The organism is Paenibacillus sp. JT22N1, assembly GCF_059692155.1.
This window is the reverse complement of record NZ_JCAUAW010000001.1, coordinates 49,026-63,255: the sequence shown is the minus strand read 5'-3', so window position 1 is coordinate 63,255 and position 14,230 is coordinate 49,026. Positions and strand designations below refer to the sequence as shown.

Here is a 14,230-nt window from a genome sequence, read left to right as displayed (position 1 = left end):
AAATTTTTACAATTATAAGGTAATGAACAATTGACTCCTTGCAGGCACAGTTTCAGCGACAATGCGGCCTCGGCTCACAACATACCGACAACCAGGCTGATCACGAACAAGATCCATAGCATCATCTCCTGGTAGCAGGATAAAGCTGGCAGGATGACCAATCTCGAGCCCGTATTCCTGAAGCTGCAGGGTGTTTGCTGCACGTGTCGTGATCATACGTACAAGCTCCGCCACTTCCTCGCGCCCCGTCATATGTGCTAAATGAGCAGCGATGTGAGCTGCTTGCAGCATATTACCAGTACCCAGCGGATAGAAAGGGGTCTGAATATCGTCATGCGCGATGCTTACATTAACGTCAGCCGTCCATAATTCCTTGATCCGGGTGATCCCTCGGCCTTTGGGATAGCCGTCGTATCTGCCCTGCATAGCACTATTGATTAACGGACAGCAAACGATATTCACGCCTGAGCGTGCCAGTATTCCTTGCACCTTCTGGTAATAAGCTTCCCCATAATAGGCTGCAGCGTTCGCATGCGCAGCTGTTACTCGCTCGCGTAGTCCAGAACGAATCGCGAGATGGGCCACGTTTTCTAGGAACGTGGAGTGAGCATCGTCCATTTCATCACAAAAAACATGGATAAAACAGCCATATTTCTCTGCTATATTGAAGCAAATTTCAAGTGATTGTAGACCTTCCTCATGCGTAGGCTCTAGATGCGGAATCGCCCCAATACCATCTGCGCCAAGCTCCAAAGCCTGCTCCAGACGGCGTTCATTATCAGGACAGGCGCGAATTCCATCTTGAGGAAACGCGATAACTTGCAGGTTCATGTATGGTTTTACACGCTCGCGCAAGGCAAGAAGTGCACGTAGAGCAGTCAGATTCGGATCTGAGATATCTGCTTGGGTACGCACATGCAGGATACCGGCTGCCATCTGCATCCGAAGCACCTTCTCTGCTCGTTCCGTCACGTCTTCGTAGGTGAGCGCTTGTTTCCGCTTTTGCCATAATTCGATGCCTTCGTATAGGGTCCCGCTCTCATTCCATGCGGGCTCCCCCGCTGTTAGGACGGTGTCCAAATGAATATGGGACTCTACAAACGGGGGGAGCAGCAGGTGACCAATCCCATCGATTTCGCGTTCCCCATGTTCGGCAATACTTCCAAGCATATCGATTTTGCCGTTTTTTACACCGATATCTACAAGGCCTCGGCCCTCCGATTGTCCAAGCATACGCACATTACGAAATACAATATCCAGCAGCTAACTCACCCTCTTTACCTTGTGCCGTTTAGTTATCTTTTTTCATCTCAGATTCATGCCAGGAACTAAGCAGCCATTTGGCGAAAGCGTTGACTAGTAAGAAGAAAATAATGCCTAGTGCTGATGCTGAAAGTCCACATGCGAATAAATAAGGTGTTTTTAAACGAGCTGCGGCATACGTTATCGCATAACCAAGTCCACCTTGACCTCCGCCGATACCTGCAATATACTCACCGACAATAGCCCCGACTACGGATAACGTACAGGAGATTTTCAGACCGGCTACGATATAAGGCAGGGCAGCTGGTATGCGCAGTCTCCACATCGTTTGAATCGCATTTGCATTGTATAAATAAAACAGGTTACTCATATTTTGATCCGTGGAATTTAGACCAATTAACGTATTGGAAAGCATGGGGAAGAATCCGATTAAGAATGTAATAATGACAATCGCATTCACACCCGCATCGAACCATATCACAATGAGAGGGGCAATGGCGACAATCGGAATGGTCTGTAAAATAATCGCATATGGATAAACACTCTTCTCAATCCATTTGGAGCTTGCCAATAGAATGGCACCTGTAATTCCTAATATAATGCTGAGGAAAAATCCAAGCACAGCTTCCAGCGTCGTTGTCCTTACAGATACCCATAGTCCATGTCTGTTTTCGACGGCTGCTGCTACGATATCGGAAGGCTTAGGTACGAGATAAACAGGAGCTTTCACTAAATACGCAATGAGCTCCCAGCCTCCGATGAACACAACAAAAGCAACCATGGGTGGCAAAAGATTCTTAAGCAGCATCAGGAGTCGACGCCCTGGCGAGGCCCCATCTTCCAATCGATTAGCCCAGGCCGCCCGTTCGCGGGCAGGGAATATTTCATCCGGTAGTATTTGCAGGTATTTAGAATCTACAGCCATTGTACGTCCCCCTTCATTTACATCTCATAAATGATTTTCCCTGGATTCAGCAGCCCTCTTGGATCATTCTCACGTTTCTTACGCTCCATGCTGCCAACTTCACCACGTCCGCCATGATCCAACACCCAAGTATGAGGATCAAATATTTTCACGCCGATGGATTCACAATAGTGAATGATCTCGTATAAGCGTTCTTCGCTTTCAAAGCGAACAACCGGAAGCGAATTTGGCGAGATTTCCCCACCGCTGCGTACCCATTCAAAATGCAAGTAAACTTCTTCCCCATATTTGTCTTTAATCTTCTGTATTTGTTCCATATAGCAATCCAGCTTAAAGCCAGCTTGCAGATACGTCATGGAAGAGTCCGTCTTCATTGCCCATAACGTCGTATGATTCCATGTAAAATCCGATACCCCGATCGTTTTCCGGTAATTCTTAGCCTCAATAAGATGGCCGATGTGGCCGCCAAAACTTTGGGCAAGAGCCTCGACTAGCGGCAGCGTATCCTCAGCAAATTCAAGCATGACAGCTGCCATGCCAGGCTTAATCACTTTGGCAAACGGAACGAAATACGAGGGAATTGGCCACTCCATGGGAGCAATGAGTCGTTTCAGAATAGCTTCCTCTCTGGCAAGAGCCTCTCCGAATCGCATCGACTGCTCGAAGGTATCGAAATTAGCAATTGCCTGAGCCCACTCTGTTCGAGGAGAAAGCGGTATGGTTACCTCGGTCAAAATGCCGGTTGTCCCATAATTATGAATATAATCAAATAAATCTCGGCCTTGGATAACCAAGCGCTGCGGAGATTCTTCCATCGTATAAATAACGGCTTCCAGCACATTGCCATCCCATAGGTTTCCGTGGGTAATCGAGCCGATTCCGCCGGAACCCCCACTCACAAAGCCGCCCACCGTCGCTTTAACATAAGTACTGGGGTATATGCGAATTTCTTGTCCGACTTCGCGAGCCTTTTTATCAATGACACCTAGACGAACTCCACATTGTAAACGAGCAAACCCAGGCCCGATTTCAAGAATTTCATCCATTCGGCTTAAATCTAAGACAATGCCGCCCTGCAGAGGGACCGCCTGACCATAGTTACCTGTACCAGCTCCACGAACGGTAACTGGAATGTTATGGCGGTAACCGAAGGCCAATACTTCTGCCACCTCAGCTTCATTGCGCGGTATGGCAACGACATCAGCCGTCTTCATATTTTGCAACTGCCGATTAAGTACAGGAGAGTACCAGTAATAATCTTTAGAGAGCTTTTCTCTCGTTTCGCCATCGACAAACACGATTTCTTTAGCAAGCTGCTCCTGTATCTCTTTCTCCCAGCTAATATTCATGGCCATGAGCTTATTCACCCTTTCGTATCAATGATCCAAAGCGGCAGATACTTCACGAACTAAATCACTGAACTGCGTTGTTGTACGGAAGTTTTCATCTCGAGGAAAAGGGACAGGAATATCAATCCTTGCCGATATTTTACCGGGACGCGGTGTCATCACAACAACACTTGTGGATAAGAACACCGATTCGAATACGTTATGCGTGACGAATAGCACGGTCATCGATTTATCCTGCTGCCAAATATTGAGCAGCTCCATTTGCAAGGTTTGACGCGTAATTTCATCTAAGGCGCCGAAGGGCTCATCCATGAGAAGCAGCTTAGGTCTCGAAATGAGTGCACGCGCGATGGAGACACGCATCTTCATCCCCCCAGAGAGCTGTCTAGGCAGCACCTTCATATAGTCCTTCAAGCCGACCAACTCCAACACGCGCTGAGCCTCTTTTTTCTGTGTTTTCTTATCTACACCGCGCAATTCAAGCGGCAATCTTACGTTAGCTTCTACCGTAGACCAAGGCAGCAGCGTATGATCTTGGAAAACAAAAGCGATATCACTTTGCTTGCGCGCTTCTTTGGGTGTCGTTCCAAACACATCTAACGTCCCTTTACTCGGCTTGGCAAGACCTGTGATCATCTTGAAAATCGTTGATTTCCCACACCCAGATGGTCCAACAAAACAAAGGAACTCCCCTTCTTGTATGGTTAGATTCACATCCTGCAAGGCAATCGTTCCATTAGGATAAGTCTTAGAGAGACTCTCCATACTTACGAATTTTGGACCGGATACTTGTGAATTGGATGTATGGATCAGAGAAGAATTCATAGCCATTTTCTTCATCTCCTGTATTTGATTTTTGGAACTTTCCTCCGTTATTGTTCCTTTTTCAATGACTTCATTTCAAAGGCTTGAAAGGTGAGCAACGCCTCGGCGATATGTATACCGTACTTTTCAGCCATCGCATAGCCTTTCTTTATCGTTGCTTGCGTGGCATCACCTGAAATGCCTGAATGAGATAAATCATCCATCACCCAAGCAAAAGCACGACTGCGAAGGCCCAAATAACGCGAATCCGGGTAATTCGGATATTCCGTAGGAGCCAGCTCCATATGAACCCAATGTGGCTTAGCAGACATCACTAAGGAAGTTTCCATATCACCAGCATGAATACCAGCCTGCTTCTCCAGCGGCGTTATCCACTCATCAGCGGCACCGAGTCCACCAGGATCTAATCGAAATACAGCCAGCCCCGTTTCAATACGGATTTCCCGGCCCATCATATTTAATAAATCCGTGTTACCCCCGTGCGTGTTCACCAGTACTAATTTCTGAAATCCGCTTTTACACAGGCTTTTCGCTATATCCATCACGACAGCAATTAATGTAGTAGCTGATAACGTTATGGTTCCTGGATGACCAAGGTGTTCTGTACTTTTCCCATACGGAATGGCCGGCAGCAGCCATATATTCGCATCATCGGGAAGCTGTTCGAAAGCCTCGGTCAATAGCACTTCGGAAATTAATGTATCGGTAAACACTGGCATATGCGGACCATGCTGCTCAATCGCGCCAACTGGCAGAACGATGAGCGCATCATCTTTGGGAACTTGAGCAACCTCGAGCTTACTTAAGCGGGGAAAAAAGCAGCGATCCCACGCCTTACCTTGATAGCGACTGAATGACAAGCTGAGCACCTCCAGATGATGGACATTATAGTACGCATAAGCTCTTATGAAAAAAGACCCGGACTCAAAGGGAAGAGCGGATCTTAAACTTTCAAGTTAGCGTCTTTCAAAAATTAAGCTTATCTTGCTTGGAATAGCTGTAAAGCAGCGGCTACATCAGCAACCCTCTCTCCTAATCGAGCTGCCATCAGAAGCTCTCTTGGATCCGGAGATAGCGAACTATCCGGCCCAGCCAATGTCGATGCCCCATAAGGCGAGCAGCCAATCGCATCAGCCGTTAAATATTCGGGATTCTCCGAATAAGGAAGTCCCACGAATATCATGCCAAAATGGAATAAGGGAACCATAGCGGTTAAAATAGAGGCTTCATGTCCCGTATGGATGGAAGCAGTACTATTAAAAATGCCCGTCGGTTTTCCTTCCAAAGCACCTTCGATACAAAGCTCTCCAGCCATTTCAAGAAATAGCTTAACTTGAGCAGGCATCGTGCCATAATACGTCGGAAATCCCCATAGAATGCCATTCGCCCAACGCAAATCATCATTCGTTGCGATAGGAATATCCTGCTGTAAAGCTTGCGTAGCTTCATATTTACTGTAACGATCTGTTAAGCGGAATTGCTTAGAAAGCGTCGCTGCACTTGCCAAGTTCTCATTTCCTTCTCTGGATCTTTCTTTATCTTGCTGAATAACACGATTTTGAGCAGCAATCATTTCCGGAATACGAACGATCCTAACCTGATGCGCTCCGGATTGGCTAGCTCCATCTGCAACAGCCTGAGCCATTTGAAATACGTGACCGAATGCGCTGTAATAGATGACCAATAGGTTAGCCATTAAGCCGCTCACCCTTTCGCAAATTCATGTTTATGGAAGGATACATTCTCACTTGCCTCTTGCCAATAATGAGCTAAGGCCTTATCCTGCCACTCTGCTTTATTTGCAGCCATTCGTACAAAGCTTCCTTGACTATAAACCCAACGGCGTTCAGGCAGCATGGTAAAGAGCTCTTCCGGCGTACTTCCGTCTATGATAATAAAATTCGCATGATTACCAGCCTTTACCTCATAGGATGTTAAACCCAGCACCTCGGCGGGCACATCTGTGATCATGCGCAGCAGTGTGCGAAGATCATCCGGTCGCCCCATATGAGCGGCATAAGAGCTAATAAGAGCAATTTGCAATAAATCGCCTCTGCCAAAAGGGTGAAAAGGATCGTGAATATTATCAGAAGCCACGGCAATAGGAATGCCTGCTTCCCAGATTTCCTTCAAACGAGTTACACCACGTCTAACGGGGAATCCGTCATGCCTTCCTTGCAAATACAAATTGACTGCGGGTAATGAGACTGCTTTGAGCCTCGCGTCAGCCATACGTTCTATGATGCCGTGAGCATCCTGATCCGTCATCGAGGCTAACGCACATAAATGATCGACGGTAACTCTTCCTGAATAGCCCTCTAATTTCGTTCGCAAAGCGATATGATCGATTGTGCGCATAGCTGGATTATCAGTTTCGTCACAATGAAGATCTATCGGCACATCATATTTCTCTGCTAATTTGAATATATAATCGATATCTTCCTTAGGGGTTAATGATAAATGCGGTGCTCCGCCAATCCCATCGACGCCCATCTTTAGTGCTTCCTCCACGGCATCAACATCTAGTGACATGAAATTGTAGGGACACATCGGAAACAACTGAAAGCTGATATAAGGCGCTAAGGCTTCTTTGGCTTCCAAAGCAGCCTCAATTGTACGTAACGCTACTTCACGTGAGGCTCTCAAATTGAAATCAAGATGTGTACGAATATGCGTTGTACCAAATGACAAAGCTTGCAAAGCCGAACGCATGATTCTTGATTTAATCTCATTTTTGGTAAAAGACGGTGATGCACTTGAATAATTGCGTACGGCCTCTTCTAAGGTCCCGCTCCGGTTCTCAACCGTAGTTAGCGAGAACGATTTGTCTAAATGCATATGAGCATCTACGAAGCCTGGCAGTATTATTTTTCCTTCAAGGTCAATAAACGAAACGCCCGACTCACCAGTACCAAGCTGCGGTTTCCATTGTTCCAATGATATTGCACCAGAATGGGCAGCATTAGCTTCTTGCTTCTGAATCTGAGTCCAAACGCCTTCACGAATCGAGAGACGAAACAAATGTCCCTCATCCTCCATTGGCAATCGAACGTTCACTAAATCCATATTCATACTAGAAGCCAATGCCGCCACCCCCTGATTATTTCCCCTCATTATCCTTACTTCTTAGGTAAAAATTGCGTTGTGAACACTTTGTCGATGTTCTCTGCTGTTTTCAGAACACCTACATCAACAAGCTGCTTCTGAACTTCTGTCCAGCGCTCTTTGGTCATTACTCCTGTTCCCTTGGTTACTGCATCTCCGCCGAATACAAAATCCATCTCTTTAGCAGCGCTGTATTTCATCATATCTAAGCCCATATCTGGATTCTTCTGTTGGATGGAAGGATTGATCTCCTCGGAATGATCCTTGTAATAATCCCAACCTTTAACCGTAGCTTCGACGAAAGCTTTCACTTGGTCAGGATGTTCAGCAATCATTTTCTCCGTAGTGAAGTATACGCCAGCGTAAATGTTATAACCGGAATCGGCAACCAAGAGCGTGCCGTGCTCTACCTTTTGCTGAGTGAGCGTGAACGGTTCAGAAGTTACATACCCTTGCGTAAGAGCTTTTGGATCGCTGACAAAGTTAACTAATTGACCTGTGTATTTCATTTCTTGGGCACTGTCTAATTTGTATTTCTTCTTAATAAATTGCCAGAAGCTGGCCGTTGAAGCCACATATACCTTATGTCCGTTTAAATCACCAAAATCTTTAATCGCAGCATCTTCTTTATGATAAAACACAGCTTGTGGACTCTTTTGCATGGAGGTTGCGATGGCTACAATCGGAATACCCTCTTGTCTGGCTACTAAGATATCATCGCCATTCGCCATACCGAATTGCGCTTTGCCTGAAGCTACGATTTGTGTAGAAGAAACCTGCGGACCACCTGGCATAAGCGTCATATCAAATCCTGCGTCTTTGTAGTATCCTTTGGCAAAGGCCGCAAAGTTCCCGCCATGTTCTGGTTCGGCGAACCAGTTTAAAACAACAGTTGCAGGTACGACTGCTTTGGGAGCTGTAGTTGAAACCGGTGAAGCTGCTGGAGCAGCGGAAGCCGTCGTTGCAGCCGATGGTGCTGTAGTTGGCGCTGACGTTGAAACCGAGGAGCCCGCGTTACCGCATGCGGCGAGCATACTTGTGATCATAACTAAGCTAATGGACAAAACAACTGGGCGTTTCGCTGCAAGCGGATTAGTAAGATGAAATGGTTTCATATTAAACTTCCCCTCCATATTTGGTTTTCTCTACAAAAGAACTTATCAATCTTTAGTCAAATATAGAGTTGATGGCCTGTTCAAGTCAACGAATAGACTAACGTTTTGTATTTTCACACAATAAAAGTACGTCTTTTTATTACTTTTTCAAGAATTGCTTTATAAAAACACACTAATATTGTTTGAAAGACGAACATTCCCTTATATCACGCCAACTACCACACCTAATTCTTTCAACCAACGACGATACGCAATGGAAAAACGATCCACCTTATGGTTGAGTTCGACCTGCAGATCCAGTGGCAGCAGCTCCGGCTTCTGAGTCTCGATTACCCTCGCATCTTGTTCAAACACGATATCCTGGAAGCGAATAAAATTCGCATCATCTACGTCATAGGCATAATTCCGCGATACCATCATGAATACAACGCATTCTTCTGCGGCTACAGGCAAAACCGTCAACATAATCCACAAGGTTTGGCCATTGCTCGGATCTGCTTTGGACAATCGAGCCGATAGAGGCCGATAAACTTCCTTCATATATACGTATGTCGTACCTTCACTCTTATCCGAGCCAGAATGGGCAACAGGTTGAAAGATCGGAATATTTTCGATATAGATGCGTTCCTTCTCCTTGATAACCTGAAAGTCAGGCAGCTCCGCATAGTCGGGGTGTCCGAGCAAATTCTGATGGACGAACATCAAATGTGCGAAGTCTGTAAAATTCTCGATCACTCTCGTTCCAGCTGCCTCAACTTTGTATGGGCCGCATGGTAATGGACGAAACTCCGGATTAGCAAACTCTTCGAAATGAGGCAAAGGCGCTACGGGTTCACCAATACATACCCAGATAAAGCCGTATTTCTCTTCACAGGCATAGGTTTGCGCTTTAGCTCTGAGAGGAATCTTCTCTCCCTTAGGCTGAGCTGGAATACAGACACATTGCCCAGATGAATCATACTGCCAGCCATGATATGGACAGACTAGGACATCATCTTGTACCCACCCTCTGGAAAGCATGGCTCCACGGTGAACGCATAGATCTTGCAGGGCATGAACCCCTTTGCTAGAGCGGTAAATCGCTACTCTTTCACCCAAAATGATGACACCCACAGGTTGGTCTTTCAGCTCATTCGCGAGGTACACAGCATGCCAATCATTTTCAAGGACAGGATCATGTAGACGTTGTAAAGCCATTGAAATCATCCTCCTACTCTATATTTGCAAAAACAGGATATTGCCCCGCCAGCTTATTGCGCAGAGCATCAACCCTTGCTTGTGCTCTCTCTAGAACTTCCTGCTCATCGATCCATGTGCTTTTTCCCTTCTCTACAACAACCTGACCGCCAACAATAACGAGATCGACATCATTACCGTTCGCGTTATAAACTAGCGCTGAAGAAGCGCGATGCACGGGACTAATGTGTGCTTTGAGCATATCTACGGTCACTAGATCTGCCTTCTTGCCTGGTTCAAGACTGCCCAAATCAGCACTTCTTCCAACAGCCTTTGCACCATTCACAGTAGCCATACGCAGCACATCCATCGGCGGCAATAAAGTAGCATCCAGCTCATTCACCTTATGCAAGCACGCCGTAAACTTCAGCACCTCTAAGTTATCTTGGCAATTATTGCTGCCAGGACCATCGGTACCTAGGGCGACGTTAATACCCATACGCAGCATTTCAGGTACTCTGGCAACACCAGAAGCTAAGTACATATTGGATACTGGACAATGGATGACGGAAGCTTGCTTTGCACGAATCATTTCTAGTTCTCCATCATCGAGCCACACACCGTGAACAACCTGAGTTTGCTCGCCCAGCAGTCCAACTTCATTCAGCAATTCCAAATTGCGCAGGCCATAGCGGGCCATCGTCGTGTCGATCTGTTCGCTCGTTTCAGCGACATGTACGTGAGAAATCAGCTTGCGATCCCAGCTAAAGACAGCAGCCCGCTCTAGATACCCTCGGGAGCATCCATATAAATTAAGCGGCCCTAATGCAATTCGAATCCGACCGGAGGCAGCGCCATCCCATTCATCAAGTAAACGATCTGTACTATCAAATATCTGCTCCTCTGTTTCCCTTAAGCGAACTTCTCCAGCCAAATCCGAGCCACCTCTGGCCAAATGTCCACGAATCCCAGAATCAACCATCGCTTGCAACACACTTGCATCATTCTCTGGATACGTGTGGATATAATGGTGATCCATCATATATGTCGCGCCCGATTTTAAATTTTCGATACATCCAATTAAAGCAGCTAAATAAAAATCTTCAGGCTCCATCGCGAGGCTCATCGGGCAAATAATTTCTTTCAGCCATTGTGCGAGCGGGGAGTGATCCGATACCCCTCTCATGAACGTTTGAAACAAATGGGTGTGGCCATTGATGATCCCGGGAATGACGACTTTACCCGAAGCATTGTACGTATACGTAGATTGTGAGATTAAATAGTCCAAACTCCCGTCGGATCTCCATTCCCCCACTTCACGGATCACATCATGCTCCATATATACATAGCCAGGTTTGAAAATCTGATTGGTGGCATTCATGGTCAACACCGTTCCATTGTAAATTAATTTGTTTGACATATTACCACCACCTTCTTATGTTATATAACATAACATAACATCGTTTATTTTCTTTATGTGTTATGTTAATTAACATTATTATATGAACGAACATTTTTATCGTCAACTCCATTTGTAAATGCAAATACTTGATAAGGTTACGTTTTTATTATATTTATAACCATATTGATTAACATAGTTTGATTTTTAACGTAAAATCCGTTCTTTTAATGAGAATACTATGATAAAATTAACAACTGTATATATTTACGAAAAGGAGTCTTGCCTATGTTAGAGCTTCCTCACCTCGATCAAATAGATCAAGAAATTATCAAGTTACTACATGATAACGGCCGGATATCCTATGCAAAAATCGGGGAAATACTCAATCTCTCACGTGTCGCGATTCAAAAACGAGTCGAAAACCTCATCGAAAAGGAAGTCATCGAAAACTTCACAATTCGGTTGAACGCGACGAAATTAGGTAAAGTCGTCAGCGCTTTTTTCGAAGTCGAAGTGGAGCCGCGTTTTGCTGAGGAAGTAGGTAATATGCTCTCTGCTGACGCCAACGTTATTAGTATTTATCAAATGACGGGGAGCAGTTCCCTGCACATGCATGCCTTGCTCAAAGACGATGCTGCGCTCGAAGATTTCCTCTACCAAAATATCTACAAATTGAAAGGCGTCGTACGCGTTAACACGCAGGTCGTCATTAAACGGTTTAAACAAGGAACTGGATTGGAACTGTGAGAAAAGACAAAAAAAACTGCGCGAGCATCTGTGCTCACGCAGTTTTCGTTATTTTGATAAAAATTATAAGTTCAAACGATACATCGCCTTATTTTCTAATCCGCGGATCATCGGCGTCCATGCTTCTGTCTCCGGCGTTGTCAGCAGGGTATCCTCAACCATCTGCAGCTTTGCATCCATCGAATCAATGTAATGTAAAGCAACAGCTTCAGGAATTTGAGGCAGCACCGGACTCCCCCATTCAGGCAAGTTGTGGTGGGACAGCACAATATGCTGCAGACCAATGACAACATCAGACTGGAGATCAATCCCATGATGTAAGGCAGCTTCCGTAATCCAGTTCGACGCCATCGAGATGTGTCCGAGCAGCTTTCCTTGCACACTGTAATCAGAAACGATCCCTAACTGCGCGATCATTTCTTCAGGTTTGGCGATATCATGCAGAATGATGCCCGCTTTAATTAAATCGGGATTGAGAAATGGCCGCTGTTTACATATAAATTCACCAATTTCCAGCATCCGAACAATATGATAAGCAAGGCCGGCGAAATAGGCATGATGATGCGTTTTGGCAGCAGGGTAATGGTTCAGCTTCTCTTCAACTTTGGTCACACAGAATGAAACAATCGACTTGATGGTCGGATTCGTAATACTTTCCAAAACTTGATTTATCGTATGAATAAGATCAATTGGACTAATCGGTGCTGAACGAATGAAATCCGTAATTTGTATGCCATCCTCTGGCAGTGCCTTGCGTAATCTACCGATTTTCACCTGTAATTTATCGCGATAGGTTTGAACTAAGCCTTGAACTTTGACCAACGTCATCGGGAAAAATGTCTCTTTATCGGTCGCGCTAACATCCCATAGTTTTGCAGAGATCTGCCCACTAGCATCGCATAATACAATGTCCATGAAATCTTTGGCAGGCGTGGTATTCGTTTGTTTAACTTCTAATTCTTTAATAAGGTAGTAGCCTACAAACTCTTCTGGTGCTTGCAATTGCTTAATTAACGTCATTTTAGTTCCTCCATATGTCATTAGGAACATTATACTACGAATAAGATAGAATTAATTAATAGAAAATGATAGAAATTTGAGCAAGTGCTGATGTTTTCACTCAAAGTCTCTTACAGTCAGTATCCTGTTGCGAGGTATCTCGCTCATCGGCTCTCCTAATTTCGCCCCAACTTTTTGACGAAATGAAGCGTCACTTTCATTTTGCGAAGGAGTTCATAAGACATCAACAGCCGAATGTCCTGTTTATCCATTTTCAAATAAAATTGTAATCCGTATTTTCGATATCCAAGCTCATCTTTTAACATTTCCGCAAAAGGAACCGTTTCCGGCTTAACTTCGACTTCCAACCCGGTATTATTGATATATCTCATGGCCAAAGTTTTGGGCCCACTTTGCTTTTCAAGAGGGATGTGGAGAATGACAGAAGAAGAACTGTCTACCCATTCGACTTCATAACCAAGTTTTTCAGCAATGGCGCGTAAAGGAATGAAGATTTCATCACCCGAAACAAACGCTTCCGGATGTTCCTTTAGGGTTTCACTTTTCACTTTGATTTTAATATCTTTGTACGATGCGCTAATTTCTTTAGGCGCCCCACTATGGGGAGCAAGGAGGGCATCGGGATCTGGCTCTTCGAATTCTAAACGGTTCGTTGTATCGATGACAACTTCATTCTTATCCTCATTCCAGTCCGCCGAATGCCAAAGTGAATCGTTGAAAAAGGAAAGAGGAACATAAATGGAGTTGTTCGTTATGAACGACTTTTTCGAGTACCCTATATCATGATGTTCAAAAAATATCCGGATCTCTCCCTGCCTGTGGGCAAGAATAGTCTCCGTGCGGGGAGGCTTAGGTTGTTGATTCTCAATCCTATCTGAGAGCCAATGCGTCAGCTTTTCTGCTCTTTCTGTACTAAGAAGATGCGTATCAAATACACTAACGTAAGGTAAATCCCATCTCTGGGAGTAAAATAAATAGGTTTCTCCAACTTCGATCCCGGCACCGCATTGGTCCGAATCATCATTGGTCACAACAAAGGACGGAGACTGTCCCTTGAATACTTTATCTGGTTCCACCACTGCTATTTTCTGCGACGGATACACGGCATCCACGCTCGTGACTTTAGCCGTAAAGATCGCACTCGCTTCCAGAAAATCTTCCTCAAACGTTGTTGGACCGCGGGAACAAGCATACGCCTTAGGCGTCATAAAGCCGATAAAAAGACCCAGTAAACAAACAAAACACAGCAATCCGTGAATCCTACCTTTCAAGAGCACACTCCCTTTCCCCAAAAATACTGCTC

General features: G+C 45.2%; 13 protein-coding genes. 1 reads left to right on the top strand and 12 read right to left on the bottom strand.

Annotated features, from left to right (window positions below; translation table 11 throughout):
* Window positions 1-12: 12 nt before the first annotated feature.
* The 10 genes from AC58UU_RS00250 to AC58UU_RS00205 all read right to left on the bottom strand — a co-directional run bounded on the left by AC58UU_RS00250 (window position 13) and on the right by AC58UU_RS00205 (window position 11,178).
* The gene (locus AC58UU_RS00250) at window positions 13-1,233 is read right to left on the bottom strand and encodes an amidohydrolase family protein (RefSeq protein ID WP_497311934.1); all 1,221 of its coding nucleotides are present in this window, start codon (window positions 1,231-1,233) and stop codon (window positions 13-15) included.
* Window positions 1,234-1,291: 58 nt separating this feature from the next.
* Window positions 1,292-2,071: an ABC transporter permease gene (locus tag AC58UU_RS00245; RefSeq protein WP_497313102.1), complete on the bottom strand. Its 780-nt coding sequence runs from the start codon at window positions 2,069-2,071 to the stop codon at window positions 1,292-1,294.
* A 134-nt stretch (window positions 2,072-2,205) separates the two neighbouring features.
* The gene (locus AC58UU_RS00240; RefSeq protein WP_497311932.1) at window positions 2,206-3,555 is read right to left on the bottom strand and encodes an FAD-binding oxidoreductase; all 1,350 of its coding nucleotides are present in this window, start codon (window positions 3,553-3,555) and stop codon (window positions 2,206-2,208) included.
* A 9-nt stretch (window positions 3,556-3,564) separates the two neighbouring features.
* On the bottom strand, window positions 3,565-4,362 hold the full coding sequence (locus AC58UU_RS00235; protein ID WP_497313100.1) for an ABC transporter ATP-binding protein: 798 nt from the start codon (window positions 4,360-4,362) through the stop codon (window positions 3,565-3,567).
* A gap of 47 nt (window positions 4,363-4,409) precedes the next feature.
* Entirely contained in the window at window positions 4,410-5,231 is an 822-nt protein-coding gene (locus AC58UU_RS00230; RefSeq protein ID WP_497311931.1) for a creatininase family protein, read from the bottom strand.
* Window positions 5,232-5,341: 110 nt separating this feature from the next.
* Window positions 5,342-6,058 (bottom strand): NAD(P)H-dependent oxidoreductase, encoded by a 717-nt coding sequence (locus AC58UU_RS00225; RefSeq protein WP_497311929.1) that lies wholly within the window; start codon window positions 6,056-6,058, stop codon window positions 5,342-5,344.
* An 8-nt stretch (window positions 6,059-6,066) separates the two neighbouring features.
* Window positions 6,067-7,434: an amidohydrolase family protein gene (locus AC58UU_RS00220; protein WP_497311927.1), complete on the bottom strand. Its 1,368-nt coding sequence runs from the start codon at window positions 7,432-7,434 to the stop codon at window positions 6,067-6,069.
* Between the two features lie 47 nt (window positions 7,435-7,481).
* A complete protein-coding gene (locus tag AC58UU_RS00215; protein ID WP_497311926.1) occupies window positions 7,482-8,582 on the bottom strand; it encodes an ABC transporter substrate-binding protein in 1,101 nt (366 codons plus the stop codon).
* A gap of 201 nt (window positions 8,583-8,783) precedes the next feature.
* A complete protein-coding gene (locus AC58UU_RS00210) occupies window positions 8,784-9,779 on the bottom strand; it encodes an aromatic ring-hydroxylating dioxygenase subunit alpha (protein WP_497311924.1) in 996 nt (331 codons plus the stop codon).
* A 13-nt stretch (window positions 9,780-9,792) separates the two neighbouring features.
* Window positions 9,793-11,178 carry an amidohydrolase family protein gene (locus AC58UU_RS00205; RefSeq protein ID WP_497311922.1) on the bottom strand — a complete coding sequence of 462 codons (1,386 nt, stop codon included), beginning with the start codon at window positions 11,176-11,178 and terminating at the stop codon, window positions 9,793-9,795.
* Window positions 11,179-11,445: 267 nt separating this feature from the next.
* On the opposite strand from AC58UU_RS00205, the gene AC58UU_RS00200 reads away from it, so the two are divergent.
* Window positions 11,446-11,907, top strand: a complete 462-nt coding sequence (locus AC58UU_RS00200; RefSeq protein ID WP_497311920.1) for an Lrp/AsnC family transcriptional regulator — start codon at window positions 11,446-11,448, stop codon at window positions 11,905-11,907.
* Window positions 11,908-11,970: 63 nt separating this feature from the next.
* Here AC58UU_RS00200 and AC58UU_RS00195 read toward each other — a convergent pair whose 3' ends face one another.
* Both AC58UU_RS00195 and AC58UU_RS00190 read right to left on the bottom strand, forming a co-directional pair.
* Window positions 11,971-12,927, bottom strand: a complete 957-nt coding sequence (locus AC58UU_RS00195; protein WP_497311918.1) for a 3'-5' exoribonuclease YhaM family protein — start codon at window positions 12,925-12,927, stop codon at window positions 11,971-11,973.
* A gap of 155 nt (window positions 12,928-13,082) precedes the next feature.
* Window positions 13,083-14,198, bottom strand: a complete 1,116-nt coding sequence (locus AC58UU_RS00190; protein ID WP_497311916.1) for a stalk domain-containing protein — start codon at window positions 14,196-14,198, stop codon at window positions 13,083-13,085.
* Window positions 14,199-14,230: the final 32 nt, after the last annotated feature.

Excerpts from the sequence above, each read along its gene's own strand:
- AC58UU_RS00250 (WP_497311934.1), bottom strand. The coding sequence starts at position 1,233 with ATGCTTGGACAATCGGAGGGCCGAGGCCTTGTAGATATCGGTGTAAAA.
- AC58UU_RS00245 (WP_497313102.1), bottom strand. The coding sequence starts at position 2,071 with ATGCTGCTTAAGAATCTTTTGCCACCCATGGTTGCTTTTGTTGTGTTC.
- AC58UU_RS00235 (WP_497313100.1), bottom strand. The coding sequence starts at position 4,362 with ATGAATTCTTCTCTGATCCATACATCCAATTCACAAGTATCCGGTCCA.
- AC58UU_RS00225 (WP_497311929.1), bottom strand. The coding sequence starts at position 6,058 with ATGGCTAACCTATTGGTCATCTATTACAGCGCATTCGGTCACGTATTT.
- AC58UU_RS00220 (WP_497311927.1), bottom strand. The coding sequence starts at position 7,434 with ATGAATATGGATTTAGTGAACGTTCGATTGCCAATGGAGGATGAGGGA.
- AC58UU_RS00215 (WP_497311926.1), bottom strand. The coding sequence starts at position 8,582 with ATGAAACCATTTCATCTTACTAATCCGCTTGCAGCGAAACGCCCAGTT.
- AC58UU_RS00210 (WP_497311924.1), bottom strand. The coding sequence starts at position 9,779 with ATGGCTTTACAACGTCTACATGATCCTGTCCTTGAAAATGATTGGCAT.
- AC58UU_RS00205 (WP_497311922.1), bottom strand. The coding sequence starts at position 11,178 with ATGTCAAACAAATTAATTTACAATGGAACGGTGTTGACCATGAATGCC.
- AC58UU_RS00200 (WP_497311920.1), top strand. The coding sequence starts at position 11,446 with ATGTTAGAGCTTCCTCACCTCGATCAAATAGATCAAGAAATTATCAAG.
- AC58UU_RS00195 (WP_497311918.1), bottom strand. The coding sequence starts at position 12,927 with ATGACGTTAATTAAGCAATTGCAAGCACCAGAAGAGTTTGTAGGCTAC.